The sequence below is a fragment of the Streptomyces sp. NPDC086787 genome (genome assembly GCF_044745865.1).
Taxonomy (GTDB): Bacteria; Actinomycetota; Actinomycetes; order Streptomycetales; family Streptomycetaceae; genus Streptomyces.
Genome location: NZ_JBIVBC010000015.1, coordinates 59,421 through 85,662 on the forward strand (window position 1 = coordinate 59,421; position 26,242 = coordinate 85,662).

A 26,242-nucleotide genomic window follows, 5' to 3' on the forward strand; every position below is an offset into this window, starting at 1 on the left:
ACCACCGATCAGCCGATCATCCGCGCCCGGATCACGGTCCACGGGCGCCGTTCCCGGGAGAGACCCTTGACCGACACCGCCGCCCGCGATCTGCACGCCTTCATCGCCGGACTGCCCAAGGCCGAACTGCACGTCCACCACGTCGGCTCCGCCTCCCCCCGGATCGTCTCGGAACTGGCCGCCCGTCACCCCGACTCCCGGGTCCCCACCGACCCCGAGGCCCTGGCCGACTACTTCACCTTCACGGACTTCGCGCACTTCATCGAGGTGTACCTGTCCGTGGTCGACCTCATTCGCACCCCGGAGGACGTCAGGCTGCTGACGTACGAGGTGGCCCGCGACATGGCGCGGCAGCAGGTGCGGTACGCCGAGCTGACCATCACCCCGTTCTCCTCGACCCGCCGGGGCATCGACGAGCGCGGCTTCATGGACGCGATCGAGGACGCCCGGAAGGCGGCCGAGGCCGAGTTCGGGACCGTGCTGCGGTGGTGCTTCGACATCCCCGGCGAGGCAGGCCTGGAGGCCGCCGAGGAGACGGCGCGACTCGCCACCGACGACCGGATCCGCCCCGAGGGCCTGGTCTCCTTCGGTCTCGGCGGCCCCGAGATCGGCGTGCCCAGGCCGCAGTTCAAGCCGTACTTCGACCGGGCGATCGCCGCCGGGCTGCACTCCGCGCCGCACGCCGGTGAGACGACCGGACCCGAGACGGTCTGGGACGCCCTCACCGAGCTGCGCGCCGAACGCGTCGGCCACGGCACCAGTTCGGCCCGGGACCCGAAGCTGCTGGCCCACCTCGCCGAACACCGCATCGCGCTGGAGGTCTGCCCGACCTCCAACATCGCGACCCGCGCGGTCCGCAGGCTGGACGAGCACCCGATCAAGGAGTTCGTGGCCGCCGGTGTCCTGGTCACGGTCAACTCCGACGACCCGCCGATGTTCGGCACCGATCTGAACAACGAGTACGCGGTGGCGGCCCGGCTGCTCGACCTCGACGAGCACGGCCTGGCCGGCCTCGCGAAGAACGCGGTCGAGGCCTCCTTCCTGGACCCGGCCGGCAAGGCCAGGATCGCGGAGGAGATCGACACCTACACCAAGGCATGGCTCGCCCCGTGAGCACAATGGGCGCATGCAGACCGTGACCGCCGTCGCGCACCGCGGCGCCCCCTACCGCTTCCGTGAGAACACCACCGACTCGCTGCGCGCCGCGCTTCAGCAGGGCGCGGACGCGGTCGAGATCGACGTACGCCTCACCCGTGACGGCGTACCCGTGCTGCTCCATGACGAGACGCTGAAGCGTCTGTGGGGGCACGACCGGCCGCTGCGGTCGCTGTCCGCGGACGAGGTCCGCGGACTGACGGCGGGCGGGGTGCCGACGCTGGCGGAGGCGCTCGCCGCGACCGACGGCAGCCAGGTGATGATCGACCTGCCGGGGCCCGTCGACCGGCGGACCGTGAACGCCGTACTGGACGACGTCCGCCAGTGCGGTGCACAGGACCGCGTCCACTACTGCGCGGGCGCCGAGGCGATGCTCGCGGTCCGCGCCGCCGACCCGTCCGCGGAGATCGCCCTGACCTGGAAGAGCCTGGCGCCGCCGCGTCCCGGGCTGCTGGACGCGGTGCGCCCGCGCTGGCTCAACTACCGGTTCACGCTGGTGGACCGCGACCTCGCCGCCCGTGTGCACCGCGACGGCCGTCTGCTCTCCGTGTGGACTCCCGACACCGGCCGCTCCCTTCGCCGGCTCCTCGACCTGGGCGTCGACTCGATCACCACGAACCGGGTCGACGTGCTGTGCGCGCTCCGATGACACCTCCCCCGGCGACGCCCCTCAGCCTGAGACGAGCACGGCTGTGGGGGCCGGGGTCAGCGCCTCCAGTCGCTTGATCTTCTTCCGTACGACATGGAGCGGGACGACTCCGAACACCCCGAAGGACATGTCGAGCACGCTCCACCAGAAGGGGATGCCCCGGATCGGCCCGCAGATCAGCGCGAGCGGGATGATCCCCGCACAGGCGATCATCCCGAACTCGACGACCCAGATGTTGCGGACGGGGTCGCGGTAGGGACCGATGAAGGCGACCGCGATGACGAGATGGGCGAACGCCAGCCAGTCCGTGCCGTAGAGCACGAAGGGGTAATCGGCGTCGGCGGTGTCCAGCCCCTGCCGGACACGGGTGATCCAGTCCGACAGGGCGGGCAGGTATTCGGGCACCGACAGGGACCGCAACGCGCTCTCGGTCCAGCGCAGTTCGTGCACCAGCGCGAAGGCGGTCGATCCGCTGAGCACCAGACACACGACGAACAGGGCAAGCCAGACACGGATGCCCTTCAACAGGGCCACTCTGTCGCTCATGATCCGAGCCTACGCCTGAAATTGAACACGTTCAAAATTCGGCCCCACGGAGCGCATGAACCCCGCGGGCTCCGAAAGGCCTGCCCTACAGCCCCACGATCCGGTTCCACCGCTTCGAGAACTCCGGCAGCTCCGACTGCCTGATGTCCCGCGAGATCACCAGCCGCTTGCGCATCTCGGTGTCCGGGAAGATCAGCGGGTTGTCGGCGAGGGCCGCGGTCTCCTTGTCGTCGGAGTCGGCGAGGACGCCCTGGGCGGCCGGGACGGGGCAGACGTAGTTCACCCAGGCGGCCAGTTCGGCGGCGACCTCGGGGGTGTAGTAGTAGTCGACCAGACGCTCGGCGTTGGCCTTGTGGCGGGCGCGGTCGGGGATCATCAGGGAGTCCGACCAGAGTTCGGCGCCCTCCTCGGGGACGACGAAGCGGATGTCGGGGTTGTCGGCCTGGAGCTGGATGACGTCGCCGGAGTACGCCTGACAGGCCAGGACGTCACCGCTGACCAGGTCCTTGGTGTAGTCGTTGCCGGTGAAGCGGCGTATCTGACCCCGGCGCACCTCCCGCTCCACCTGGTCGCAGACGTTGTGGAAGTCGTCGGCCGTCCACTTGGTGACGTCGACGCCGTTGCCCTGCATCAGCAGCGCGTAGGCCTCGTCCAGGCCGGACAGGAGGGTCACCCGGCCCTTGATGTCGCTGTTCCACAGGTCGGAGACACGGTGGATGTCGCGGCCGAGTTTGCGGCGGTTGTACGCGATGCCGGTGATGCCCGACTGCCAGGGCACCGTGTACTGGCGGCCGGGGTCGAACCGGGGCGAGCGCAGCAGCGGGTCCAGGTGCTCGGCCACGTTGGACTGGGCGGCGCGGTCCATCTTCTGGACCCAGCCGAGCCGCACGAACCGGGCGCACATCCAGTCGCTGATCACGACGAGGTCGCGCCCCGTGGACTGGTGGTTCATCAGCGAGGGACTGATCTTGCCGAAGAACTCGTCGTTGTCGTTGATCTCCTCGACGTACTCGACGGAGATCCCGCTGTGCTTCTCGAAGCCGTCCAGCGTGGGCCGCCGGTTCGGGTGGTCGTCGTCGGTGTCGATGTAGAGCGGCCAGCTCGCCCAGGTCAGTCTCTTCTCCTGAGCGGACCTGTCCGTGACGGCCCGGTCACCGGGTTCGACGTACGCGGCGGGCACGCCACAGCCCGCGAGGGCGCCGAGCGCCGCGGCGCCACCGAGCGCGCGCAACACGGAGCGGCGGGAGGGCGCGAACGCGCCGGGACGGGTCTGGGGCACCTCTTCAGGATGCCGTTCCGGTCACTCGGCGGGCAATCGACGCTGCGTCGAGCGCGACGGCGGGGATCCGACACCCTGTCGATGATCTCCGTCCACACGCTGTTCCCCGCGACGCGTGCTTCACGCGGTCACGGGGAACGGCGCACCGGAGCCGCCGGCGAGGAGGCGTCAGCTGTCCAGCGAGGTCATCACGTGCTTGATGCGGGTGTAGTCGTCGAAGCCGTACGCCGACAGGTCCTTGCCGTAGCCGGACTTCTTGAAGCCGCCGTGCGGCATCTCGGCGACGAGCGGGATGTGGGTGTTGATCCACACACAGCCGAAGTCGAGCTTCTTGGACATGCGCATCGCGCGGCCGTGGTCCTTGGTCCACACCGAGGAGGCGAGGGCGAACTCGACGCCGTTGGCCCACTCGACGGCCTGGTCCTCGTCGCGGAAGGACTGGACGGTGATGACCGGCCCGAAGACCTCGTTCTGGATGATCTCGTCGTCCTGCTTCAGACCGGAGACGACGGTCGGGGCGTAGAAGTAACCCTTGTCGCCGACCTGCTGGCCGCCCGTCTCGACCTTGGCGTGGGCGGGCAGCCGCTCGATGAACCCGGCGACCTGCTTGAGCTGGTTCGGGTTGTTGAGCGGGCCGTACAGCACGTCCTCGTCGTCCGGCTGACCGGTCTTGGTCTCCGCGGCCGCCTTGGTGAGGGCGGCCACGAACTCGTCGTGGATGGACTCCTGGACCAGCACGCGGGTGGCGGCGGTGCAGTCCTGGCCCGCGTTGAAGAAGCCCGCGACCGAGATGTCCTCGACGGCCTTGGCGATGGCCTCGCTGTCGAGGTCCTCGAAGACCACGACCGGTGCCTTGCCGCCGAGCTCCAGGTGGACCCGCTTGAGGTCCTTGGACGCCGACTCGGCGACCGACATGCCCGCGCGCACGGAGCCGGTGATGGAGGCCATCGCCGGGGTCCGGTGCTCGACCATCAGGCGACCGGTGTCGCGGTCGCCGCAGATGACGTTGAAGACACCCTTGGGCAGGACCGAGCCGATGATCTCGGCGATGAGGACGGTCGAGGCGGGAGTGGTGTCCGAGGGCTTGAGGACGACCGTGTTGCCTGCGGCGAGCGCCGGGGCGAACTTCCACACGGCCATCATCATCGGGTAGTTCCACGGCGCGACCTGCGCGCAGACGCCGACCGGCTCACGGCGCACGATGGAGGTCATGCCCTCCATGTACTCGCCCGCGCTGCGCCCCTCCAGCATGCGGGCGGCGCCCGCGAAGAAGCGGATCTGGTCGACCATCGGCGGGATCTCCTCGGAGCGGGTCAGCCCGGTCGGCTTGCCCGTGTTCTCCACCTCGGCCGCGATCAGGTCCTCGGCGCGCTCCTCGAACGCGTCGGCGATCTTGAGGAGGGCCTTCTGCCGCTCGGCGGGCGTGGTGTCCCGCCAGCCGGGGAACGCGGCGGCGGCGGCCGCCATGGCGGCGTCGACGTCGGCCTGTCCGGACAGTGGCGCGGTCGCGTACGCCTCGCCCGTCGCGGGGTTGACGACCTCGGTGGTCCGTCCGTCCGCGGCGTCCCGGAACTCACCGTCGATGTAGTTGCGGAGTGTGCGCAGCCCACGCGGCTCGGTGCTCACTGCCGGCCTCCTGATCAAGATGTCGTGCTGTCCAGTCTCTGAGACACCCACCCTAATCCGCCGTACCACGTTTTCAACAGCCCCACCGGAGTCCGTACTGCGGAATCCGCAGATATGGATCGCCCAGACAACGAATTTCATCGATACAGCCTTGCGGAACTGTCGAGACCTCGTGCACAGTGAGGTCGTGGGCAGTCGAAGCGCAGAAAAGAGGGACTCGTCCCGCGAGTCCAGGAACGGCACTCCCCAGCTGGATGCCGTCTCCCTCGCCATCATCGAGCAGCTCCAGGAGGACGGCCGCCGGCCGTACGCCGCCATAGGCAAGGCCGTGGGCCTGTCCGAGGCGGCCGTGCGCCAGCGCGTCCAGAAGCTGCTGGACCAGGGCGTGATGCAGATCGTCGCCGTCACGGACCCGCTCACCGTGGGGTTCCGCCGGCAGGCGATGGTCGGGATCAACGTCGAGGGCGATGTCGAGTCGATAGCGGACGCGCTGAGCGCCATGTCGGAAGTGGAGTACGTGGTGATGGCCGCGGGCTCGTTCGACATCCTCGCCGAGATCGTCTGCGAGGACGACGACCACCTGCTGGACGTCATCAACAAACGCATCCGGGCCCTGCCCGGAGTGCGCTCCACCGAGAGCTTCGTCTACCTCAAGCTCAAGAAGCAGACCTACATGTGGGGAACCCGATAACCGTGAGCTCAAAGGACCTCAGCCAGACCGCGTACGACCACCTGTGGATGCACTTCACCCGCATGTCCTCGTACGAGAACTCCCCCGTTCCCACGATCGTCCGGGGCGAGGGCACCTACATCTACGACGACAAGGGCAAGCGCTACCTGGACGGTCTCGCGGGTCTGTTCGTGGTCCAGGCCGGCCACGGCCGCGTGGAGCTCGCCGAGGCCGCCTTCAAGCAGGCCCAGGAGCTGGCGTTCTTCCCGGTGTGGTCGTACGCCCACCCCAAGGCCGTGGAGCTGGCCGAGCGCATCGCGGACTACGCCCCGGGCGACCTGAACAAGGTCTTCTTCACCACCGGTGGCGGCGAGGCGGTCGAGACCGCCTGGAAGCTCGCCAAGCAGTACTTCAAGCTCACCGGCAAGCCGACCAAGTACAAGGTCATCTCCCGCGCGGTCGCCTACCACGGCACCCCGCAGGGCGCCCTGTCCATCACCGGCCTGCCGGGCCTGAAGGCCCCCTTCGAGCCGTTGGTGCCGGGCGCGCACAAGGTGCCGAACACCAACATCTACCGCGCGCCGCTCTTCGGCGACGACCCGGAGGCGTTCGGCCGCTGGGCCGCCGACCAGATCGAGCAGGAGATTCTGTTCGAGGGCCCGGACACCGTCGCCGCCGTCTTCCTGGAGCCGGTGCAGAACGCGGGCGGCTGCTTCCCGCCGCCGCCCGGATACTTCCAGCGGGTCCGCGAGATCTGCGACAAGTACGACGTGCTGCTCGTCTCGGACGAGGTCATCTGTGCCTTCGGCCGCCTCGGCACGATGTTCGCCTGTGACAAGTTCGGCTACGTCCCGGACATGATCACCTGCGCCAAGGGCATGACCTCGGGCTACTCCCCGATAGGTGCCTGTGTCGTCTCCGACCGCATCGCGGAGCCGTTCTACAAGGGTGACAACACCTTCCTGCACGGCTACACCTTCGGCGGCCACCCGGTCTCCGCGGCCGTGGGTCTCGCGAACCTGGACCTCTTCGAGCGCGAGGGCCTCAACCAGCACGTGCTGGACAACGAGTCCGCCTTCCTGTCCACCCTCGAGAAGCTGCACGACCTGCCGATCGTCGGCGACGTCCGCGGCAACGGCTTCTTCTACGGCATCGAGCTGGTGAAGGACAAGAGCACCAAGGAGTCCTTCAACGAGGAGGAGACCGAGCGGGTCCTGTACGGCTTCCTCTCCAAGGCCCTGTTCGAGAACGGCCTTTACTGCCGTGCGGACGACCGGGGCGACCCGGTCGTGCAGCTCGCCCCGCCGCTGATCTCCAACCAGGAGACGTTCGACGAGATCGAGCAGATCCTGCGCGCGACGCTCACGGAGGCGTGGACGAAGCTCTGACCGTCTGCGCGGCATTCGCCGCTCCGATCATCCGCCTGGATGATCAACACCGGCCCCGGTGTCGTCCGTTCGAGTGAGAACGGATGCCCGGGGCCGTGTGCTGTCCGGACCCCCGCCGGGACCTGCCTAGCGTGCCAGTGACCGATCGGCCCGGTCTTCGTTCCTCCGGAAGGCCCACGAGGGACCAGGCACGGGAAACGGATCAGAACCGAGGTGTACGCCCATGGAGGCCCCGCCGGACAACGACGTGCTCTGGGCACGCGCCCTGCACTTCCAGCACGCCGACGGCTCACCCGCGCTCGCCGGCGTCTCGGTCGGCGTACGGGAGGGCGAGATCCTCGCCGTCGGTGGCCCGCGCGGGAGCGGCAAGACCACCCTGCTGCGCTGCCTGGCCGGTCTGCTCCGGGCGCAGCGCGGCGAGGTCTGGTTCAACAGCGTGCCCGTGCACACCCTGGGTCCGCTCGCCCGGGAACGGCTGCGCCGGGACCGCTTCGCCTGGATCGACCCGGAGCCCCGGCTCGTCCCGGAGCTGAACGCCTGGGAGAACGCGGCCCTGCCCCTGATGCTGCGCGGCACCGGCCGGCGCCGGGCCAAGACAGCCGCCCTGGAGTGGCTGGAGCGCCTCGACATCGGCGACACCGCGCGCAGGCGCCCGCACGAACTGCGTCAGTCCGAGCGCCAGCGCATCTCGATCGCGCGGGCCATCGCCACCGGCCCGACGGTCATCTTCGCCGACGAGCCCACGGCTCCGCTGCACCGCGCCGACCGGGCCCAGGTGCTGCGCACCCTGACGACCGCGGCCCGCTCGCACGGCATCACGGTGCTGCTGGCCACGCACGACCCCGACACCGCGGCCCAGGCGGACCGCGCGGTGTCGCTGCTGGACGGCCGCTGTGTGAACACCGTGCACCTGCCACCGGTGCATGAACCGGAAGGCCGGGCCGCGTGCTCGCTCTCCGTCTGATCCGAATCGCGCGTCCCGCCGTCCATCTGCGCCGGCTCACCGTGACGGCGGCCGCGGCGGCCGCGGGCTTCCTGCTGCTGTCCGCGCTCGGTTTCGCGCTGGGCCACCCCGACCTGCCCGCCGACTCGGGGGTGCGGCTGGCGTGGTGCGCGGTGCCGCTGGCCGCCACCGCGTATCTCGCGGTCGCCGTCGCCCGTACCGACCCGGGCACCCGGCCCCGCACCGGGCTGTCGGCGTTCGGGCTGGGGCCGGGCCGCCTGATGGCGGTCTCGGCGCTCACCACGGTCCTGTCCTGCGCGCTGGGCTCGACGCTGGCGCTGCTGCTTTTCCTGCATCTGCGGGGCGACCTCCCCGGCCTGTCCTTCGACGGCGCGGCCTCCGGGTTCCTGGCGGTGGGCGAGCCCCTCCCGCTGCCGGCCGCGCTCACCCTGCTGGTGCTGGCCCCGGTGATCGCGTCGGCCGCGGTGGCCGTCGCCCTGCGCCCCCGGGACCCCCGTCCCTCGCCCACGGGATCGCGCGGTGCACGGGGGACCTTCGCGGCGGACGGCCGCCGGGGCGGACGGGCCCGGGGCGCCGCCACGGCCGCCCGCCTGCCCGCCCCGCAGTCACAGTCACAGTCACAGTCACAGTCACAGTCACAGTCACAGTCACAGTCACAGCCTGCCCCGGGCCAGGCGACCGGGACCGCGGACACCGCCGGTCGGTCCGGCTCCGCCGACGGCGCCGCCCCGGCCCCGTCCGCCGCGCCGTCCGGTCTCCCGTGGGGTGTCGCGGTCCTCGCGGCGGGTCTCGCCGTGGAGGCGTACGCGAGCCGGTCCGCCGCCGATGGCAGCGCCGTCGGTACCGCCGGAATGCTGGGCGGCTGGGCGCTGACGGCTCTGGGCCTGGTGCTGGCCGCTCCCGGCCTCACCCATCTGTGCGGCCGCCTGCTCCAGGAGGCGCGGCCGGGCGCACTCCGGCTCCTCGCGGGCCGCGGGCTGATGGCGGAGGCCACCCGGATCGGACGCCCGCTCGGCGTGGTCTGCGCGGTCGGCTCGGGCGCGTACGCGATGACCGCGCTGTACGGCGGCGCCTCGGCCGCCCTCGGTCCGCTGAGCGCGCTCGGCGCCCTCCAGGTCACCGGCTGCGCCGTGGCCGCCCTGCTCACCGCCGCCGTGGAGGCCAGGCAGTCCCGCGCCGACACCACGGCCACGCTGCTCCGCCTGGGCGCCCGCGCACAGGTGCTGCGCGGCGCCGCCGCCCTGCGCGCGGGCGCCCTGCTGGCCCTGTTCGGCCCGCTCACCCTGCTGATCGCGCGGCTCGCCGCCCTGCCGCTGGCGTCCTGAGAAACCACACGGAACAAAGTCCGACGGAAAAGTCCGCCGGAAAAAGTCCGCCGGCCGGCGATGAGATTCCCGGCGGCCCCAGGTCTACCCCGGCGAACCGCACAACCCCACAGGGAGAGGCCCCCATGTACCAGCAGATGATCTTCGTGAACCTGGCCACCAACGACGTCGCGGCGTCCAGGAGCTTCTACACCGCGCTCGGCTACACCATCAACCCCCAGTTCAGCACCGACGAATGCGTCTGCGTGGCCATCAGCGACACCATCGTCGCGATGCTCCTCAGCAAGAAGCGCTACGCCGACTTCACCAAGAAGGAGATCGTCGACTCGGCCAAGTCCAGCGAGGTGCTGCTGTGTCTGAGCGCCGAGAGCCGCGAGAAGGTGGACGAGCTGGTCGGGAAGGCGGTCGCGGCGGGCGGCACGGCGAGCGGCGAGGCGCAGGACCAGGGCTTCATGTACGGCCGCGCGTTCGACGACCTCGACGGCCACACCTGGGAGGTCATGTGGATGGACCCGGCGGCCGTCCAGGGCTGATTCGGCGACCGCTTCACCGGCCTTCGGACCGCAGGGCCACCGGGCCGAACCCCTGTGCCAGCATGGGCGGGTGAATCCGACACCCGCCCAGCCGCACCGCGCCGCCCACGACCACGAGATAGAGACGCTCGCCGAGTTCGACCAGGTCGTCGCCGAACACGGCTCGCTCGCCCGGTTCCGCGTCCAGGCCGTCGACCTGACGGACCGCACGGACATCCTGCTCTCCGTCGACGCCGACGGCGCCGTGTTCCTCGGGTGCCCGATGGACGCCGAGGCCGCCGCGCGAGTGCGCGCGTCCGGGGCGCTGGTGTTCCCGCCGGTGCCCGGTCTGCCCTTCGACCCGTACCGGGGATTCGTCTACTCCCCCGACGAGCTGTTCGACTCGCTCGCCGAGGGATACGAGAGCACTCCGGACGCGCTGGCGTACGACTGGTTCCAGCGGAGGAAGGCCGACGGGGACGTGTTCGGCTCCATGCTGCGCGCGGTCCACGACGACGCCGTCTCGGACGCGCTGGACGAACTCCTCGCGGGGGCGCGCGTGGTGGGCGTCATGGGCGGGCACGCCATGGCGCGCGGGACGGAGGAGTTCGCCGGTGCCGCGCGGCTCGGTCGCGAACTGGCGCGCGCCGGTCTCACGGTGGCCACCGGCGGCGGCCCTGGCGCCATGGAGGCGGCCAACCTCGGCGCGTACGCGGCCCCCTTCGAGGACGCGATGCTCACCGAGGCGCTCGAACTGCTCGCCGGGGCTCCGTCGTTCCGGCCGTCGGTCACCGACTGGGCTCGCGCCGCGTTCGAGGTACGTGGCCGCCGGCCGGGCGGCGGCATGTCGGTGGGCATCCCCACCTGGTTCTACGGTCACGAGCCGCCGAACGCGTTCGCCTCGCACATCGCCAAGTACTTCGCCAACGCCACCCGCGAGGACGGCCTGCTGGCCCGCTCCAACGCGGGGGTGGTGTTCCTGCCGGGCGCCGCGGGGACCGTACAGGAGATATTCGACAACGCGACCCCCAACTACTACGAGTCGCGTGGCGAGCCCACCCCGATGGTGCTCGTGGACCGGGAGCACTGGACGAAGCGGCTGCCCGCCTGGCCGTTGCTGCGGGCGCTGGCGGAGGAGCGGCCGATGGAGGCCCGAATAGCCCTGGTTGACCGGATCGAGGAGGCTCCGGACGCGCTGAAACGTCTCGGCGGTTAACAAGTAGGCAAAGTCAACGCCTGTGGGCGGCGGATACGTTGACACCCGTCATGGACCGCTTATAAACCTGTGATTCCCCTGAGGCGGAGGGGCCTCACCTCCGATTGACGTCCCACCGGCCCTGACGCCCCCGCTTTTGTGCAATACGTAAAGGACAAACGTGTCCATAACTCGCCGCAGCGCAGGTCGTTCCGTTCGCATCCTGGGCGTCGCCTCCGCGTCCGCCGCGCTGGTCCTGGGCCTGTCGAGCAGCGCTCTCGCCTGCAACATCCGTGAGTTCTCCGCCGAAGCCGGCTGCGACGGCGCGAAGGGCTTCATCGTCGTCACCGACGAGGACGCCGCCGCCACCCCGGCCACCATCTCCGTCTTCCTGGAGAACAACGGCGCCGACGCGAAGAAGGTCGGCGAGCAGCCGGTCAAGGGTTCCAAGGAAGGCACCAAGGTCAGCTTCGCCGAGGCCTGGAAGCCGAACGCGACGTACCGCATCCACGTCAGGACCGACGACGGCAAGGTCGACGCGGACATCAAGCCCGACCTGACCACGCCGTCCACGGCCTGCAAGGCCGACGTGCCGTCGAAGCCGCCGGCCAGCCAGCCCCCGAAGACCACCCCGCCCACCTCGAAGCCGCCGAAGACCGCGACGCCGACCCCGTCGCAGTCGGAGAGCACCACCCCGGCCAAGACCGCGCCCAACGAGCCGTCCCCGGCGGTCGGTGAGTCGAACCTCGCCGAGACCGGTGCCAACTCCAACACCGGTCTGATCGCCGGTGTCGCGGCCGCCCTGGTCGTCGTCGGCGGCGGTGCCGTGTTCCTCGGCATGCGCCGGCGCGGAGCGAAGAGCGGCCGCTGAGCCGTACCCGCACATCGCCGTGGCCCGTCCCCGTACCACCGGGGGCGGGCCACCGCCGTTCAGCCGGGCCCGGGGCCGCTCCGGCCTGGACTCCGGCACCGTGCCGCGCGCGATCAGCCGAGCACCACTACTTCGGCCGGGTCGAACTCCACCCCGACCGCCGCCCCGGCCTCCGGCGCCTCGCGCAGCGCGCAGGCCGCCTCCAGTCGGGGGCCGTCGTGCCCGGGGCGCAGGTGCACGGTGACGTGCGTGCCCCGGAAGGTGCGGGCGGTCACCGTGCAGGGCAGACCCGCGCCGGGTGGCACGAGCCGTACTCCGGCGGGACGGACCAGCAGTGAGCGCTTCCCCTGCGGCGCGCCCTCGGGCACCGGGAGCTTGCCCCACGGCGTGTCGGCAGCGGTGCCCGTGACGGTCGCCGTCACCACGTTCCCGAAGCCGAGGAAGCGGGCAACGAACTCGTCCGCCGGACGCTGCCACACCTCAAGTGGCGTGCCGGACTGGGCGATCCTGCCGTCCCGCATCACCACCACCCGGTCGGCGAGCGCGAACGCCTCTCCCTGGTCGTGCGTCACGGCCAGCACGGTGGTGCCCAACCGGGAGAACAGCTCGCGCAGTTCGACGACAAGCCGTTCCCGCAGCGAGCGGTCCAGCTGGCCGAGCGGCTCGTCGAGCATCAGCAGCCGGGGGCGGGGTGCGAGGGCGCGGGCCAGCGCCACCCGCTGCTGCTCACCGCCGGAGAGGGCGGCCACGGCCCGGCGTTCGGCGCCCGGCAGCCCCACGAGCTCCAGCAACTCCCGTACGTCGGCCTGCTGCCGAGCCTTGGCCGCCCCACGCATCCGGAGCCCGAACGCCACGTTGCCGCCCACGTCGCGCTGCGGGAACAGCTGATGGTCCTGGAACATCAGCCCGACCTCCCGCCGGTGCGCGGGCACCCTCGTCTGGTCGTGTCCGTCGAGCGACACCCGCCCGGCGTCCAGCGGCTGGAGTCCGGCCACCGCGCGCAGCAGCGTCGACTTGCCACTGCCGCTCGGCCCGAGCACGCACACCGTCTCGTGCTCGGCCACGTCGAGGTCGACGGCGTCCAGCACCGGCCGCCCGCCGAAGCGCACGGTCGCGGCCGCGAGGCTCAGCAGCATCAGAACTCCCCCGTCCGGTCGGTGCGCAGCCGCTCCAGGACCAGCAGCGCCACCGCGCACACCACCATGAGAATCGTGGACAGGGCCATCGCCTGCCCGTAGTTGAGGTCGCCGGGCCGGGCCAGCAGCCGGGCCACCGCGACCGGCAGCGTCGGGCTGTCGGGCCGCGCGATGAACACGGTGGCTCCGAACTCCCCCAGTGACACGGCGAAGGCGAAGCCGGCCGCGATCAGCAGCGCCCGACGCACCAGCGGCAGGTCGATCTCCCGCCACACCCGCCAGGGCGACGCCCCGAGCACGGCCGCCGCGTCCCTCAGCCGCCCGTCCACCGCGCGCAGCACGGGCAGCATGGTCCGCACGACGAAGGGCACCCCGACCAGCGCCTGCGCGAGCGGTACGAGGATCCAGGACTGGCGCAGGTCCAGCGGTGGCCTGTCGAGCGCGATGAGGAAGCCGAAGCCGACGGTCACCGCGGACACCCCGAGCGGCAGCATCAGCAGCGCGTCGAATCCACGGACGAGCCGGCCCGCGTCGCGCCGGGCGAGCGCGGCCGCGGCGAGCCCGCCGACCAGCAGGGCGATGGCGGTGGCCGCGGCGGCGTACTGGAGGGAGTTCCCGATCGCGGCGATCGGCGCCACCAGGAACATGTTGCCGTCCTCGCTGGTCAGCGCCCGGTAGTAGCCGAAGCCGGGGGCGTCGAGGGAGCGCCGGACCAGCACGGCGAGCGGCAGGACGAGAAGTACGGCGATGGTGGCGAGGACACCCGCGAGCAGCGCCCACTGCCCGGCCCCGCGCGGCCGGCGCGCCGTCACCGACGGGTCCACCAGCCGCAGCACGGTCTCCCGGCGCCGTACCGTCCAGGCGTGCACGGCGAGGATCGCGCCCACCGCGGCGAACTGGACGAGGGTGAGGACCGCGGCGGTGGGCAGGTCGAGCAGCTCCGAGGTCTGCCGGTAGATCTCGACCTCGAGGGTGGAGAAGGTGGGGCCGCCAAGGGTCTGGACCACGCCGAAGGAGGTGAAGGTGAACAGGAACACCATCAGCGCGGCGGCGGCCACCGCGGGCGCGAGGGCCGGCAGGGTCACCTTGCGCCAGGCGCCGAGCGGTGAGGCGCCCAGCATCCGCGCGGCCTCCTCCTGGCGCGGGTCCAGCTGGGACCACAGGCCGCCGACGGTGCGTACGACGACGGCGTAGTTGAAGAAGACGTGCGCGAGCAGGATCGCCCACACGGTCGTGTCCAGCCGTACGCCCCACAGTTCGTCGAGCAGCCCGCCACGGCCGAGCAGCGCGAGGAACGCCGTACCGGCCACGACGGTCGGCAGCACGAACGGGACGGTGACGACGGCGCGCAGGACCTGCTTTCCCGGGAAGGCGAAGCGCGCGAAGACATATGCGGCGGGCAGCGCGACCAGCAGGGTGAGCGCGGTGGAGGCGAGCGCCTGCCAGGTGGTGAACCACAGGACGTGCCGGATGTCCGGCCGCGCGACGACGTCCGCGATCGGGCCGAGCCGCCAGACCCCGTCGGCCCTGAGGCCACGGGCGACGATGGCGGTGACGGGGTAGGCGAAGAACAGCGCGAAGAACGCGACCGGCCCGGCCATCAGCGCGAGCCGTGCCACGTTCTCCATACGGCGCCGTCGACCGGCTACTTCAGTACGAGCGACGTCCACGTCTTGACCCACTGGTCGCGGTTGTCGGCGATCCTGCCGGGCGTCAGGGTCGCGGGGGCCTTGGCGGCCGGGCCGTACTCCGTGAACTCGGCAGGCACCTTGGCGCCCCGGACCACCGGGTAGACGAACATGTTGAGCGGTACGTCCTCCTGGAACTCCTTGCCGACCAGGAAGTCGATGAGCGCCTTGCCGCCCTTGGTGTTCTTCGCGTTGCTCAGCAGCCCGGCGAACTCGGTCTGCCGGAAGCAGGTGCCGTCCGCGACACCCGTCGGGGCGGTGGCCGGCCGTGGCTTGGCGTAGACGACCTCGGCGACCGGTGAAGAGGCGTAGGACACCACGAGCGGCCGGTCGCCCTTGGCCTTCTTTCCGCCGGCGGACCCGGAGAACTCCTGGTTGTACGCCTGCTCCCAGCCGTCGACGACCTTGACGCCGTTGGCCTTGAGCTTCGTCCAGTACTCGGGCCAGCTGTCGTCGCCGTACCGGGCCGCGCTCGCGAGGAGGAATCCGAGGCCGGGCGAGGAGGTGGCGGCGTTCTCGGTGACGAGGAGGTTCTTGTACTCGGGCTTCACCAGGTCGTCGAGCGTCCGCGGCGGGGTGAGCCCGTGCTCGCCGAAGTACGCCTTGTCGTAGTTGACGCAGATGTCGCCGTAGTCGACGGGCGTGACCCGGTGCCTGCCCTTGTCGAGCTGGTACTCGGCGTCGACCGTCCCGATCCCCTTGGCCTCGTACGGCTGGAACAGACCGTTGTCGATCGCGCGGGACAGCAGGGTGTTGTCGACGCCGAAGAAGACGTCGCCCTGCGGGTTGTCCTTGGTCAGGATCGCCTTGTTGACGGCCTGGCCGGCGTCCCCGTCCGTGAGGACCCTGACCTTGTAGCCGGACTGCTTCTCGAAGTCCTTGAGCACGTTCTTCGAGACGGCCCACGAGCTGTGGCTGACGAGGACGACGGTCTTGGAGTCCGCCGCCCCCTTGTCCGCGGACGAACCGCATGCGGACAGCGTGAGCAGGCCGAGCCCGGCGGCGACGGCCACGAAGGTCTTGCGGTGCACTGGATTTCCTCCTGGGTGTCCAGGAAGAGACGCGGCCCTGCCCGGGGTGCCCGGGCAGGGCGCAACAGCTTGAGTAACGACCGAACTTCCTACCCAGAATGACCTGGGCGAGGTTCAGAGGGTCTGCGGCCCGTCTGCCGCACTCTCAGCGCTGTGGCGCTCCCCTGTCGGAATATGAAGATGTACTGACCGGGTCAGGTTACCGCTCGGTGGCCGCCAGCTGGCCACAGGCACCGTCGATCTCCTGACCTCGGGTGTCACGGACGGTGACCGGAACTCCGTGGGACGCGATGGCCTCCACGAACGCCTTCTCGTCCTCCGGCCGCGAGGCGGTCCACTTGGACCCGGGCGTGGGGTTGAGCGGGATCAGGTTGACGTGCACGGGCCTGCCCTTGAGCATCCGGCCGAGCCGGTCACCGCGCCACGCCTGGTCGTTGATGTCGCGGATCAGGGCGTACTCGATGGAGAGCCGGCGCCCGGACTTGGCGGCGTACTCGAAGCCGGCGTCGAGCACCTCGCGCACCTTCCAGCGGGTGTTCACGGGGACCAGGGTGTCGCGCAGTTCGTCGTCGGGCGCGTGCAGGGAGATCGCCAGACGGCACTTGAAGTCCTCGTCGGCAAAGCGGTGGATCGCCGGGACGAGTCCGACGGTCGACACGGTGATGCCGCGCTGGGACAGCCCGAGGCCGTCCGGTTCCGGGTCGGTGAGCGCCCGGATGGCCGTCACGACCCGCTTGTAGTTGGCGAGCGGCTCGCCCATGCCCATGAACACGATGTTGGACAGCCGGGCAGGCCCGCCGGGCACCTCGCCGTCCCTGAGTGCGCGCATCCCGTCCACGATCTGGTGCACGATCTCGGCGGTGGACAGGTTCCGGTCCAGCCCCGCCTGCCCGGTGGCGCAGAACGGGCAGTTCATGCCGCAGCCCGCCTGCGAGCTGATGCACATCGTCACCCGGTCCGGGTAGCGCATCAGCACCGACTCGACGAGCGTGCCGTCGAACAGCCGCCACAAGGTCTTGCGGGTGGTCCCCTGGTCGGTCGACAGATGCCGTACGACCGTCATCAGCTCGGGAAGCAGCGCCTCCCGGAGCTTGCCCCGCGAGGCGGCGGGGATGTCGGTCCACTGCTCCGGGTCGTGCGCGTACCGCGCGAAGTAGTGCTGCGAGAGCTGCTTGGCGCGAAACGGCTTCTCCCCGATCGCGGCGACGGCCTCCTTGCGCTCGGCGGGCGAAAGGTCGGCGAGGTGCCGCGGCGGCTGCTTGGCTCCGCGGGGGGCGACGAAAGTGAGTTCTCCGGGCTTAGGCATGGCGGTACCAGTGTCGCAGATCCAATTGGGTGACCCCGGACCGCGGCCGGTCGGGACCGCGGGCGGTCGGGCCGCGGGCGGTCGGGCCGCGGGCGGTCATGGGCGGTCGGAACCGCAGGCCCCCGGCCGTGCTCGGTCGGGGGCCCGGGTGGGTCGGGCGGCGGGGGCGGTCGGCGTGGTCAGGCCGAGCCGACGAAGGCCACCAGGAGCAGCCACACCACGGGGGCGGTGGGCAGCAGGGAGTCGAGGCGGTCCATGATGCCGCCGTGACCGGGGAGCAGGGTGCCCATGTCCTTGATGCCCAGGTCCCGCTTGATCATGGACTCGCCGAGGTCGCCGAGCGTGGCGCTGGCCGCGACCGCGAGGCCGAGCAGCAGACCCTGCCACCAGATGCCGCCCTCGATCAGGAACTGCATGCACAGGGCGCCCGCGGCCATGGCGAACGCGATGGCGCCGAACAGGCCCTCGCGGGTCTTGCCGGGGCTGATGCGTGGGGCGAGCTTGTTCCTGCCGAAGCGCCAGCCGACGGCGTAGGCGCCGGTGTCGCTGACCACGGTCAGGAGCAGGAAGGTCAGCACGCGGAAGGGACCGTCGTCCGCCGTCAGCATCAGCGAGACGAAGGTGGCGAGGAACGGCACGTAGAAGGCGGCGAAGACACCGGCCGTGACGTCCTTGAGATAGCCCTCGGGCGGTTCGGTCATGCGCCAGACCAGGACCGCGAGCGCGGTCAGGGCGACGGCCACCCAGGCGCCCTCGACGCCCCGGACATACCCGGCGACGACCATCGCGGCACCGCCGACCGCCAGCGGGACCAGGGGCGCCTTGATGTCCTTGCGTTCCTGGAGCCGGCTGGTCAGCTCCCACAGGCCGACCACGACGGCGACCGCTATCACGCCGACGAACACCGCTTTGACGATGAACAGGGACGCGATGATCACCACGCCGAGTCCGACGCCGACGCCTATGGCCGCGCCGAGGTCGCGGCCCGCGCTCTTCTTCTGAGGCGCGGGCGCGGGCGCCGGGTGCGGGGCGTCGGGCATGGGCTCCGGATTCTGCGACGCGGCCGGGTGGGGCCTCGCCGACGGGGTCTTGTCTCGGAACAAGGGGCCGCCCAGCCGAGCGGCCCCCCGGTCCTCATCCTGGTCTCCGCCGTACTCGGGTACGTCGTCGGGCACGATGGGCATGGGGCGAGTGTGCTGCGCGTCATGCGCATCGTACGCGGGACCCGCCGGGGCGGCTCCCCGGGCGTGGACGTGGACGTGGCCGTGGACGTGTCCGTGGACATGCCCGTGACCGTGTCCGTGGCCGGGCCCCTGGTCGGTGGGTTCCCAGTACCCGGTCTGCGGCGGCGCCCCCCAGGATGAGTCGTTCATCAGACTTCGAGCAGCTCCGCTTCCTTGTGCTTCAGGAGCTCGTCCACCTGCGCGACGTACTTCGCGGTGGTGTCGTCGAGCTCCTTCTCCGCACGGCGGCCCTCGTCCTCGCCGACCTCGCCGTCCTTGACGAGCTTGTCGATGGCGTCCTTGGCCTTGCGGCGCACGGAGCGGATGGACACCTTGGCGTCCTCGGCCTTGTGCTTGGCGACCTTGATGTAGTCGCGGCGACGCTCCTCGGTGAGCTCGGGGAACACCACGCGGATGATGTTGCCGTCGTTGCTCGGGTTGACGCCAAGGTCCGAGTCGCGGATGGCCTGCTCGATGTTGCGCAGGGCGCTCTTGTCGAACGGGGTCACGACCGCCATCCGCGGCTCCGGCACGGAGAACGAGGCCAGCTGGTTGATCGGCGTCGGCGCACCGTAGTAGTCGGCCACGATCTTGTTGAACATCGCCGGGTGCGCACGGCCGGTGCGGATCGCGGCGAAGTCCTCCTTGGCGACCACGACGGCCTTCTCCATCTTCTCCTCGGCTTCGAGGAGGGTCTCTTCGATCACCACTTGCTCCTGCGTCTTGAGTAGGCCCGGCTGCGGTTCCCTGTCGGAGGCGGCGGCCGGCTGCGTCGCGTCTTCTTCCTGCACGGTTCCCGACCGGCAGGACATTGTCCATCACCCGGCCGGTGCCGGGGTCGTGCGGTCGTGCGGTCAGTCCCGGCTGTCCTGCTCGCCCACGAGCGTGCCGATCTTCTCACCCTTGACGGCGCGCGCGATATTGCCGGCGGCCAGGAGTTCGAAGACCAGGATCGGCAGCTTGTTGTCGCGGCACAGCGTGATGGCGGTGGCGTCGGCGACCTTGAGCTCGCGGGTGATGACCTCGCCGTAGCCGAGGGAGTCGAACTTGACGGCGTCCGGGTTGGTCTTGGGGTCGGAGTCGTAGACCCCGTCCACACCGTTCTTGCCCATGAGCAGCGCCTCGGCGTCGATCTCCAGGGCACGCTGGGCGGCGGTGGTGTCGGTGGAGAAGTACGGCATGCCCATACCGGCGCCGAAGATGACCACGCGGCCCTTCTCCAGGTGACGCACGGCGCGCAGCGGGATGTACGGCTCGGCGACCTGGCCCATGGTGATGGCGGTCTGCACCCGGCTGTCGATGCCCTCCTTCTCCAGGAAGTCCTGGAGGGCGAGGCAGTTCATCACGGTGCCGAGCATGCCCATGTAGTCGGAGCGGGCCCGGTCCATGCCGCGCTGCTGGAGTTCGGCGCCGCGGAAGAAGTTGCCGCCGCCGATGACGACCGCGATCTCCGCGCCGTCCCGGACGACGGCCGCGATCTCACGGGCGATGGCGTGCACCACGTCGGGGTCGACGCCCAGGCCGCCGCCACCGGAGAAAGCCTCTCCGGACAGCTTCAGCAGAAACCGGCCGCTTGCCTTGCCGTCGTCGCTCTTCTGGGACTTGGTGGTCATCGAGATCCCGCCTCTTTCACGTGGTGCACATACAAAGAAGGCCATTGCCGGTGGGGTCGTTTTTCGCTCCCATGCGCGGCAATGGCCTCCTCGTCAGATCTGCTGTCGTCCGTGGCGCGCATGTGCGGATCGGCACACGCGTACGTCACGACCGGCTGCTGTCGACCCTATCGGGGTCGTCCGTCGATCGCGGTACGGACTCAGATGCCGACCTTGATGCGCGAGAAGCGCGCCAGGGTGACACCGGCCTCGTCCAGGACCTTCTGGACCGACTTCTTGTTGTCGAGCGCGTACGGCTGGCCGAGCAGCGTGGCGTCCTTGAAGAAGCCGTTGAGGCGACCCTCGACGATCTTGGCGATCGCGGCCTCGGGCTTGCCCTCGGCGCGGGTGGTCTCCTCGGCGACACGACGCTCGGACTCGACGACCTCGGCCGGGACGTCCTCCTGGGCGAGGTACTTCGGCGCGAAGGCGGCGATGTGCTGGGCGATGCCCTTGGCGACCTCGGCGTTCGGCTTGTCCAGCTCGACGAGGACACCGATCTGCGGCGGCAGGTCGGGCATCGTGCGGTGCATGTACGCGGCGACGTAGCCGCCGGTGAACTGCGCGAAGCGGTCCAGGACGATCTTCTCGCCCAGGTTGGCGTTGGCCTCGTCCACGAACGCCTGAACGGTCTTGCCGGCCTCGATCTCGGAGGCGAGCAGGGCCTCCAGGTCGGCCGGGGAGGTCTTGGCGACGTGCTCGGCGATGGCCTTGGCCACGGCCTGGAACTTGTCGCCCTTGGCGACGAAGTCCGTCTCGCACTTCAGCTCGACGAGGACGCCGGAGGAGTTGTCGTCGGCGATGATGGAGACCACGGCGCCGTTCTCGGCGGAGCGGCCCTCGCGCTTGGCGACGCCCTTCTGGCCCTTGATGCGCAGCGCCTCGACGGCCTTCTCGACGTTGCCCTCGGCCTCGTCCAGCGCCTTCTTGCAGTCCATCATGCCGGCGCCGGTGAGCTCGCGGAGCTTCTTGACGTCGGCGGCGGTGTAGTTCGCCATGAGTCTGTGAATCTTTCTCGAAGTCTGAAGGATCGAAGATCAGGGGTCAGGGGTTCCGCGGTTCCCATTTGTCCAGGACCGCTGACGCTCCGCTGATCCACGGGTGAACGGCGGGGGCGTGCTTCATGCAGCCGCCCCCGCCGTCAACGCTGACGCCGACGAGGTCAGGCCTGCTCGCCCTCGGCGGCCGGAGCCTCGGTGGCCTCGGCGGCCGGAGCCTCCGCGGCCGGAGCCTCGGTGGCCTCCGCGGCGGGAGCCTCAGCGGCCTCCGCGGCGGGAGCCTCGGCGGCCGGAGCCTCGTCCTTCTTCTCACCCTCGAGCAGGTCGCGCTCCCACTCGGCGAGCGGCTCGGCGGCGGCCTTCTCGCCCTTGTCACCGGTGGCGACGCGCGAGCGGGAGATGAGTCCCTCGGCGACGGCGTCGGCGATCACGCGGGTGAGCAGGGTGACGGAGCGGATCGCGTCGTCGTTGCCCGGGATCTTGTAGTCGACCTCGTCGGGGTCGCAGTTGGTGTCGAGGATGGCGACGACCGGGATGTTGAGCTTCCGGGCCTCGCCGACCGCGATGTGCTCCTTCTTGGTGTCCACGATCCAGACGGCGCTGGGCACCTTCTGCATCTCGCGGATACCACCGAGGGTCTTCTCCAGCTTGGCCTTCTCGCGCGAGAGCACGAGAAGCTCCTTCTTGGTCAGACCGGACGCGGCGACGTCCTCGAAGTCGATCTGCTCGAGCTCCTTGAGGCGCTGCAGACGCTTGTAGACGGTCGAGAAGTTGGTGAGCATGCCGCCCAGCCAGCGCTGGTTGACGTAGGGCATGCCGACGCGGGTGGCCTGCTCGGCGATGGCCTCCTGCGCCTGCTTCTTCGTACCGACGAACATCACCGTGCCACCGTGGGCGACGGTCTCCTTGACGAACTCGTAGGCGCGGTCGATGTACGACAGCGACTGGAGCAGGTCGATGATGTAGATGCCGTTGCGCTCGGTGAAGATGAAGCGCTTCATCTTCGGGTTCCAACGACGGGTCTGGTGACCGAAGTGGACGCCGCTCTCCAGCAGCTCCCGCATCGTGACGACGGCCATGGCCGTTCTCCTTGAGTTTCTCGGTTGTGCCGCGGATGCCGGACGGCTTCCGCGCCTGACGCCCGTTTTGCGCCGTGCCGCTAAGGACCGAGAGGCGCTGACTCGGGGCCCGGTGAGGGCCCGGTGTCGGGGCGTGCGAAGTCGACCCGGTGACCCGGATCGCCAAGTGAAGTGTACGGGACCCGGAGGCCCCCGGATGACGCCGCTGTCCACAACAAGACGGTCGTCCACAGATGCCGGCCATGATCATCGGGGATCGGCGGGGTGCGGCACGGTTCTGTCATGCGACAGGTGATGCGACGCGGCCGGCCGTGGACGGCGTGGCCGGTCCTGCTGCTGGGATCGGCGATGGTGGCGTTCGCCCCGCTCGCCGGTGCGGATGTCCCGCCGCCGGCCGGGCCGGACCGTGTGCCCGCGATCGGCCGCAGCTGGCCGACGGGGACCCGCCCCGCGATCCTGCGGGGCTGGGAGCCTCCGGCGACACCGTACGGTCCCGGCCACCGGGGCGTGGATCTCGCGGCGGCGCCCGGGACCCCCGTCCGCTCGGTGGCGGCGGGCCGGGTGTCCTTCGCGGGCCGGGTGGCGGGCCGAGGCGTGGTGTCCGTGCAGCTGACGGGAACGGACCTGCGGACGACGTACGAGCCGGTGAAACCGTCCGTGACGAAGGACGCCGAGGTGGCGGCGGGCGAGGTGATCGGAGTGGTCGGGACGGTGGAACCGGCGGCTTGGCACTGCGCGTCCGCCTGCCTCCACTGGGGCCTGCTCCGGGGCGGGACCTACCTCAACCCGCTGTCCCTGCTGCCGCCCCGGCTGCTGAACGGGGGCCCGTCGAGGCTGCTGCCGGTGCTGGGAGTGCCCCAGCCGCCCTGAGCGCGCGGCAGGGCGCCTGGCGCGGAACCTTCAGCCGCCTTCAGCCGAGTACGCCCCGCAGGGCCATCGACACGGCCGCGTCGGTGATGGCCGTGGGATCCTCCGCCGCGCCCAGTTCGATGCGGCGCACGGCGGCGTCCACGACTCCCTGGAGAAGCATCGCCGCGAGTCGGGGCTGCCCGTGACCCAGGTCGGCCAGCGCCTCGACGATCATCGCGACGAGTCCGCCGTGAGCGGCGCGGATCTTCTCGCGGGCGCCGGCGTCCAGCTCGCTCGCCGAGATCGCCACGACGGCCCGGTGCCGCCGGTCCCCGACCAGCGCCAGCTGTCGGCGCACATACGCCTCGACCTTGCCCTCGGCGGACTCCGCCTGCTCCATGGCCGCCGCGACCTCGGCCGCCCACACCGGGAAGTCGGCCTCGCACAACTCCTCGACCACGGCGGCCCGTGACCGGAAGTACTCGTACACGGACGACCGCGCCAGCCCCGTCCGCTCGGCGAGCGCGGGGAAGGTCAGCGCCTCCGTCCCGCCCTCGGACAACAGGGACCGTGCCGCGTCCAGCAGGGCGGCTCGCTGCATCGACCGGTGCTCGGCCACGGAGGCCGCTCGAATCCTTGGCACGTCCACCACTCTACGGAGGCGTCGCCCGCGACGGGAGGCACTCCGTCCGGCGCACCGCGTTTCCGCACGTTCACCTGCCGAAACTCGCCAGTTTCGCGCGCAGCTGGAGCACCGACTTGGTGTGAATCTGGCTGACCCGGCTCTCGGTGACCCCGAGTACGTTCCCGATCTCGGCCAGCGTGAGCCCCTCGTAGTAGTAGAGGGTGACCACGGTCTTCTCCCGCTCCGGCAGCGTGTTGATCGCCCGCGCCAGAAAGCGCCGCAGCTCCCGGCCCTCGGCCACCTCCACCGGGTCGTCCGCGGCGGTGTCCTCCAGCGTGTCCATGAGGCTCAGCCGGTCCCCGCCCTCGCCGCCCACATGCAGCAGCTCCTCCAGGGCCACCACGTTGGCCAGCGACAACTGGCTGAAGACCGCGTGCAGTTCCTCGACCTCGATACCCAGCTCGCCGGCCACCTCGCCCTCTGTGGGCGTGCGTCTGAGCCGGGCCTCCAGCGTGGCGTACGCGCGCTCCACGTTCCGCGCCTTCTGCCGCACGGAGCGGGGGATCCAGTCCAGCGCCCGGAGCTCGTCGATCATGGCGCCGCGGATCCGGGTGATCGCGTACGTCTCGAACTTGATCTCCCGCTCGATGTCGAACTTCTCGATCGCGTCGATCAGGCCGAAGACCCCCGAGGACACGAAGTCGGCCTGCTCCACGTTGGGCGGCAGACCGACGCTCACCCGCCCGGCCACGTACTTCACCAGCGGTGAGTAGTGCAGGATCAGCTGTTCCCGCAGCCGGTCGTCCCCCGTCGACTTGTACGACCGCCACAGCTCGTCGAGCGTCGACGGAGCGGGCGGCCGCACGCTGCCGCCGTCGCGGGCGGCTGGGGGGATGGCCGCCCGGTCGGACCCGGAGGTGTGCTGGGGCATTCGTCGCCTTGTGCCGTTCTGCAGTGAAGTGCCGTGAACAGGGATGAAGAGTGTCGGGTTGGCGCGGTCTGCGTCGGGGTCTTCGTGAGCGTAGCGTGACTGAGGAGTCGCGGTGTGCGAACAACAAGGCACCACCCTTGCGCGGGCGCCCTCGCCGGGGCGTTCCACCGCACCTCGTACGTCGCGCAGTGTGACTGGCAGGTGGTGTCAACTCCGGGAAATCCCAAGGACTTCCGGGATTCCCCCGGACGGCCGAACACACTCGGTCAACACGGGCCGCGGTCCGTCCGGACCGAGATCACCGCCTGGCGTGTCAACTTCCAGCCATCGCCGTGTCGTTCGACATAACCAAGTGATCGGAGTTCGTACAGTCTCGCGATCGCCTCGTCCTCGGTGGTCCGGGCGCCGAACGCGATCTCCGCGGGCCGTGCCGCGCGCGCTCCGGGCAGGGCCGCCAGGACCCGCCGGGCGGCCGGATCCAGTAGGTCGCGGGGCAGAACCGGGCCGCGCCTCGGGGGCGCCAGCTCGCCCATGGCGCCGACCAGCTCGACGACTTCCGCGGCGTCGGTGACCAGCACCGCCTCCCCTCTCAGCAGTTCGTGCACGCCCGCCGAGCGGCCGCTGGTGGCGGGCCCGGGAACCCCCATGGCGTGCCGGCCCAGGCGCAGTGCCGCCCGCGCCGTCACCAACGAGCCACTGCGCAGCGCGGCCTCGACGACCACGGTGCCCCGGGTGAGCGCGGCGATCACCCTGTTCCGCTGCACGAACCGGCATGGCGTCGGATGGTCGCCGGGCGGCAGCTCGCCGATCACCAGTCCCTGTTCGGCGATTCTGGCGATCAGTTCGGTGTGCCCGCGGGGATAGGGCCGGTCGACACCGCAGGCCAGCACGGCGACGGTGGCGCCGCCCGCGCCCAGGGCCGCCCGGTGGGCGGCGCCGTCGACCCCGTAGGCGCCGCCGGACACCACCACCCACCCGCGCTCGGCGAGCCCCGCGGCGAGCACGGACGCCATGTGCGCGCCGTACTCCGTACAGGCCCTGGCGCCGACGACGGCGACCGAGCCGAGCGCCCAGACCCGCAGGCTGGGCCGCCCGCGCACCCAGAGCCCGAGCGGCCGGGCGTCGCCGAGGTCGTCGAGCTGGGCCGGCCACTCCCCGTCCCCGGGACGGACGAACCGCACACCGGCCTCGTGGGCGAGGTCCAGATCGCGCCGTGGCTCGGCCCGTCCGGCCCGCGCCAGCAGCCCCGCCCACCGCGTCCCGCTCACCCCGGGAAGGGCCGCTCCGCCCTCTCGCAGCCGCCGGGCGACCTCCGGCGCCCCCTGTTCCCGCAGCCACCGACCGGCGGTCTCGTCCCCGGGTTCGAACACACGGGTGAGCAGCACCCGGGCAATAAGATCACCGTCCACCACCCCGCCTCCGGGCACACCACCGACTCCACCGACCGGTGCTGCACCAGCGCCGTCCCCGGCTCCGGAGACGCCGACATCCTCCGCAGCTCCGGGCACGCCCCTCGCCACTCCGGGCACACCGACGCCCTCCCC

The 26,242-nt window shown here is 70.8% G+C and carries 26 protein-coding genes and 1 riboswitch; of the genes, 11 read left to right on the forward strand and 15 right to left on the reverse strand.

What is annotated here, in order from left to right; translation table 11 throughout:
* The first annotated feature begins 30 nt into the window (after positions 1-30).
* Both ACIPK3_RS27790 and ACIPK3_RS27795 read left to right on the forward strand, forming a co-directional pair.
* A complete protein-coding gene (locus ACIPK3_RS27790) occupies positions 31-1,113 on the forward strand; it encodes an adenosine deaminase (protein WP_402574121.1) in 1,083 nt (360 codons plus the stop codon).
* Positions 1,114-1,126: 13 nt separating this feature from the next.
* Positions 1,127-1,804 carry a glycerophosphodiester phosphodiesterase gene (locus ACIPK3_RS27795; RefSeq protein ID WP_402573973.1) on the forward strand — a complete coding sequence of 226 codons (678 nt, stop codon included), beginning with the start codon at positions 1,127-1,129 and terminating at the stop codon, positions 1,802-1,804.
* A gap of 21 nt (positions 1,805-1,825) precedes the next feature.
* On the opposite strand, the gene ACIPK3_RS27800 is transcribed toward ACIPK3_RS27795, so the two are convergent.
* The 3 genes from ACIPK3_RS27800 to ACIPK3_RS27810 all read right to left on the reverse strand — a co-directional run bounded on the left by ACIPK3_RS27800 (position 1,826) and on the right by ACIPK3_RS27810 (position 5,255).
* Positions 1,826-2,350, reverse strand: coding sequence for a hypothetical protein (locus tag ACIPK3_RS27800; protein WP_402573975.1), 525 nt, complete (start codon positions 2,348-2,350; stop codon positions 1,826-1,828).
* 85 nt (positions 2,351-2,435) lie between these two features.
* Complete coding sequence (locus tag ACIPK3_RS27805; RefSeq protein WP_402573977.1) at positions 2,436-3,629, reverse strand: spermidine/putrescine ABC transporter substrate-binding protein; 1,194 nt, start codon at positions 3,627-3,629, stop codon at positions 2,436-2,438.
* A gap of 168 nt (positions 3,630-3,797) precedes the next feature.
* Entirely contained in the window at positions 3,798-5,255 is a 1,458-nt protein-coding gene (locus tag ACIPK3_RS27810; RefSeq protein ID WP_402573978.1) for a gamma-aminobutyraldehyde dehydrogenase, read from the reverse strand.
* Positions 5,256-5,427: 172 nt separating this feature from the next.
* Here ACIPK3_RS27810 and ACIPK3_RS27815 point away from each other — a divergent pair, with 172 nt between their 5' ends.
* From ACIPK3_RS27815 to ACIPK3_RS27845, 7 genes are all read left to right on the forward strand, one after another.
* A complete protein-coding gene (locus ACIPK3_RS27815; protein ID WP_402573979.1) occupies positions 5,428-5,946 on the forward strand; it encodes an Lrp/AsnC family transcriptional regulator in 519 nt (172 codons plus the stop codon).
* A gap of 2 nt (positions 5,947-5,948) precedes the next feature.
* Positions 5,949-7,313, forward strand: coding sequence for an aspartate aminotransferase family protein (locus tag ACIPK3_RS27820; protein WP_402573980.1), 1,365 nt, complete (start codon positions 5,949-5,951; stop codon positions 7,311-7,313).
* 223 nt (positions 7,314-7,536) lie between these two features.
* Positions 7,537-8,277: an ABC transporter ATP-binding protein gene (locus tag ACIPK3_RS27825; protein WP_402573982.1), complete on the forward strand. Its 741-nt coding sequence runs from the start codon at positions 7,537-7,539 to the stop codon at positions 8,275-8,277.
* Entirely contained in the window at positions 8,259-9,602 is a 1,344-nt protein-coding gene (locus tag ACIPK3_RS27830; RefSeq protein WP_402573984.1) for a hypothetical protein, read from the forward strand. The genes ACIPK3_RS27825 and ACIPK3_RS27830 overlap by 19 nt, the downstream gene beginning before the upstream one ends.
* Before the next feature lie 125 nt (positions 9,603-9,727).
* Positions 9,728-10,135 (forward strand): VOC family protein, encoded by a 408-nt coding sequence (locus ACIPK3_RS27835; RefSeq protein WP_402573985.1) that lies wholly within the window; start codon positions 9,728-9,730, stop codon positions 10,133-10,135.
* A gap of 70 nt (positions 10,136-10,205) precedes the next feature.
* Positions 10,206-11,330 (forward strand): LOG family protein, encoded by a 1,125-nt coding sequence (locus tag ACIPK3_RS27840; RefSeq protein WP_402573987.1) that lies wholly within the window; start codon positions 10,206-10,208, stop codon positions 11,328-11,330.
* A 160-nt stretch (positions 11,331-11,490) separates the two neighbouring features.
* Positions 11,491-12,180 (forward strand): LAETG motif-containing sortase-dependent surface protein, encoded by a 690-nt coding sequence (locus tag ACIPK3_RS27845; RefSeq protein ID WP_402573989.1) that lies wholly within the window; start codon positions 11,491-11,493, stop codon positions 12,178-12,180.
* A gap of 113 nt (positions 12,181-12,293) precedes the next feature.
* On the opposite strand, the gene ACIPK3_RS27850 is transcribed toward ACIPK3_RS27845, so the two are convergent.
* The 5 genes from ACIPK3_RS27850 to ACIPK3_RS27870 form a co-directional block, all read right to left on the reverse strand.
* The gene (locus tag ACIPK3_RS27850; protein WP_402573991.1) at positions 12,294-13,316 is read right to left on the reverse strand and encodes an ABC transporter ATP-binding protein; all 1,023 of its coding nucleotides are present in this window, start codon (positions 13,314-13,316) and stop codon (positions 12,294-12,296) included.
* Positions 13,316-14,917 carry an ABC transporter permease gene (locus ACIPK3_RS27855; RefSeq protein WP_402574123.1) on the reverse strand — a complete coding sequence of 534 codons (1,602 nt, stop codon included), beginning with the start codon at positions 14,915-14,917 and terminating at the stop codon, positions 13,316-13,318. Before ACIPK3_RS27855 ends, ACIPK3_RS27850 begins: the two co-directional genes overlap by 1 nt.
* 44 nt (positions 14,918-14,961) lie before the next feature.
* Positions 14,962-16,035, reverse strand: coding sequence for a thiamine ABC transporter substrate binding subunit (locus tag ACIPK3_RS27860; RefSeq protein ID WP_402573993.1), 1,074 nt, complete (start codon positions 16,033-16,035; stop codon positions 14,962-14,964).
* Between the two features lie 68 nt (positions 16,036-16,103).
* Positions 16,104-16,211, reverse strand: a riboswitch (TPP riboswitch).
* A 23-nt stretch (positions 16,212-16,234) separates the two neighbouring features.
* Positions 16,235-17,341 carry a 23S rRNA (adenine(2503)-C(2))-methyltransferase RlmN gene (gene rlmN / locus ACIPK3_RS27865; protein WP_402573995.1) on the reverse strand — a complete coding sequence of 369 codons (1,107 nt, stop codon included), beginning with the start codon at positions 17,339-17,341 and terminating at the stop codon, positions 16,235-16,237.
* Between the two features lie 179 nt (positions 17,342-17,520).
* The gene (locus ACIPK3_RS27870) at positions 17,521-18,525 is read right to left on the reverse strand and encodes a phosphatidate cytidylyltransferase (protein ID WP_402573997.1); all 1,005 of its coding nucleotides are present in this window, start codon (positions 18,523-18,525) and stop codon (positions 17,521-17,523) included.
* Between the two features lie 21 nt (positions 18,526-18,546).
* On the opposite strand from ACIPK3_RS27870, the gene ACIPK3_RS27875 reads away from it, so the two are divergent.
* Positions 18,547-18,705 (forward strand): hypothetical protein, encoded by a 159-nt coding sequence (locus ACIPK3_RS27875; RefSeq protein WP_402573999.1) that lies wholly within the window; start codon positions 18,547-18,549, stop codon positions 18,703-18,705.
* Positions 18,706-18,713: 8 nt separating this feature from the next.
* Here ACIPK3_RS27875 and frr read toward each other — a convergent pair whose 3' ends face one another.
* From frr to rpsB, 4 genes are all read right to left on the reverse strand, one after another.
* Positions 18,714-19,271 (reverse strand): ribosome recycling factor, encoded by a 558-nt coding sequence (gene frr, locus ACIPK3_RS27880; RefSeq protein WP_402574001.1) that lies wholly within the window; start codon positions 19,269-19,271, stop codon positions 18,714-18,716.
* 147 nt (positions 19,272-19,418) lie between these two features.
* Positions 19,419-20,177, reverse strand: a complete 759-nt coding sequence (gene pyrH, locus ACIPK3_RS27885) for a UMP kinase (protein WP_402574003.1) — start codon at positions 20,175-20,177, stop codon at positions 19,419-19,421.
* A gap of 200 nt (positions 20,178-20,377) precedes the next feature.
* Entirely contained in the window at positions 20,378-21,214 is an 837-nt protein-coding gene (tsf, locus tag ACIPK3_RS27890; RefSeq protein ID WP_402574005.1) for a translation elongation factor Ts, read from the reverse strand.
* Between the two features lie 164 nt (positions 21,215-21,378).
* Positions 21,379-22,293 carry a 30S ribosomal protein S2 gene (gene rpsB / locus ACIPK3_RS27895; protein ID WP_402574007.1) on the reverse strand — a complete coding sequence of 305 codons (915 nt, stop codon included), beginning with the start codon at positions 22,291-22,293 and terminating at the stop codon, positions 21,379-21,381.
* Positions 22,294-22,575: 282 nt separating this feature from the next.
* Between rpsB and ACIPK3_RS27900 the strand changes: the two genes are divergently transcribed.
* Positions 22,576-23,163, forward strand: a complete 588-nt coding sequence (locus ACIPK3_RS27900) for a murein hydrolase activator EnvC family protein (RefSeq protein WP_402574009.1) — start codon at positions 22,576-22,578, stop codon at positions 23,161-23,163.
* Between the two features lie 40 nt (positions 23,164-23,203).
* Here the strand turns inward: ACIPK3_RS27900 and ACIPK3_RS27905 are convergent, their stop codons facing one another.
* The 3 genes from ACIPK3_RS27905 to dprA all read right to left on the reverse strand — a co-directional run bounded on the left by ACIPK3_RS27905 (position 23,204) and on the right by dprA (position 26,125).
* The gene (locus tag ACIPK3_RS27905) at positions 23,204-23,761 is read right to left on the reverse strand and encodes a TetR/AcrR family transcriptional regulator (protein ID WP_402574124.1); all 558 of its coding nucleotides are present in this window, start codon (positions 23,759-23,761) and stop codon (positions 23,204-23,206) included.
* A gap of 94 nt (positions 23,762-23,855) precedes the next feature.
* Complete coding sequence (gene whiG / locus ACIPK3_RS27910; RefSeq protein WP_402574011.1) at positions 23,856-24,698, reverse strand: RNA polymerase sigma factor WhiG; 843 nt, start codon at positions 24,696-24,698, stop codon at positions 23,856-23,858.
* 266 nt (positions 24,699-24,964) lie between these two features.
* Positions 24,965-26,125: a DNA-processing protein DprA gene (gene dprA / locus ACIPK3_RS27915; protein ID WP_402574125.1), complete on the reverse strand. Its 1,161-nt coding sequence runs from the start codon at positions 26,123-26,125 to the stop codon at positions 24,965-24,967.
* Between the last annotated feature and the right edge of the window lie 117 nt (positions 26,126-26,242).

Excerpts from the sequence above, each read along its gene's own strand:
- ACIPK3_RS27850 (WP_402573991.1), bottom strand. The coding sequence starts at position 13,316 with ATGCTGCTGAGCCTCGCGGCCGCGACCGTGCGCTTCGGCGGGCGGCCG.
- tsf (WP_402574005.1), bottom strand. The coding sequence starts at position 21,214 with ATGGCGAACTACACCGCCGCCGACGTCAAGAAGCTCCGCGAGCTCACC.
- pyrH (WP_402574003.1), bottom strand. The coding sequence starts at position 20,177 with ATGACCACCAAGTCCCAGAAGAGCGACGACGGCAAGGCAAGCGGCCGG.
- ACIPK3_RS27795 (WP_402573973.1), top strand. The coding sequence starts at position 1,127 with ATGCAGACCGTGACCGCCGTCGCGCACCGCGGCGCCCCCTACCGCTTC.
- rlmN (WP_402573995.1), bottom strand. The coding sequence starts at position 17,341 with ATGCCTAAGCCCGGAGAACTCACTTTCGTCGCCCCCCGCGGAGCCAAG.
- ACIPK3_RS27875 (WP_402573999.1), top strand. The coding sequence starts at position 18,547 with ATGCGCATCGTACGCGGGACCCGCCGGGGCGGCTCCCCGGGCGTGGAC.
- ACIPK3_RS27835 (WP_402573985.1), top strand. The coding sequence starts at position 9,728 with ATGTACCAGCAGATGATCTTCGTGAACCTGGCCACCAACGACGTCGCG.
- ACIPK3_RS27870 (WP_402573997.1), bottom strand. The coding sequence starts at position 18,525 with ATGCCCATCGTGCCCGACGACGTACCCGAGTACGGCGGAGACCAGGAT.
- ACIPK3_RS27855 (WP_402574123.1), bottom strand. The coding sequence starts at position 14,917 with ATGGCCGGGCCGGTCGCGTTCTTCGCGCTGTTCTTCGCCTACCCCGTC.
- rpsB (WP_402574007.1), bottom strand. The coding sequence starts at position 22,293 with ATGGCCGTCGTCACGATGCGGGAGCTGCTGGAGAGCGGCGTCCACTTC.
- ACIPK3_RS27825 (WP_402573982.1), top strand. The coding sequence starts at position 7,537 with ATGGAGGCCCCGCCGGACAACGACGTGCTCTGGGCACGCGCCCTGCAC.
- ACIPK3_RS27900 (WP_402574009.1), top strand. The coding sequence starts at position 22,576 with ATGCGACAGGTGATGCGACGCGGCCGGCCGTGGACGGCGTGGCCGGTC.
- ACIPK3_RS27800 (WP_402573975.1), bottom strand. The coding sequence starts at position 2,350 with ATGAGCGACAGAGTGGCCCTGTTGAAGGGCATCCGTGTCTGGCTTGCC.
- whiG (WP_402574011.1), bottom strand. The coding sequence starts at position 24,698 with ATGCCCCAGCACACCTCCGGGTCCGACCGGGCGGCCATCCCCCCAGCC.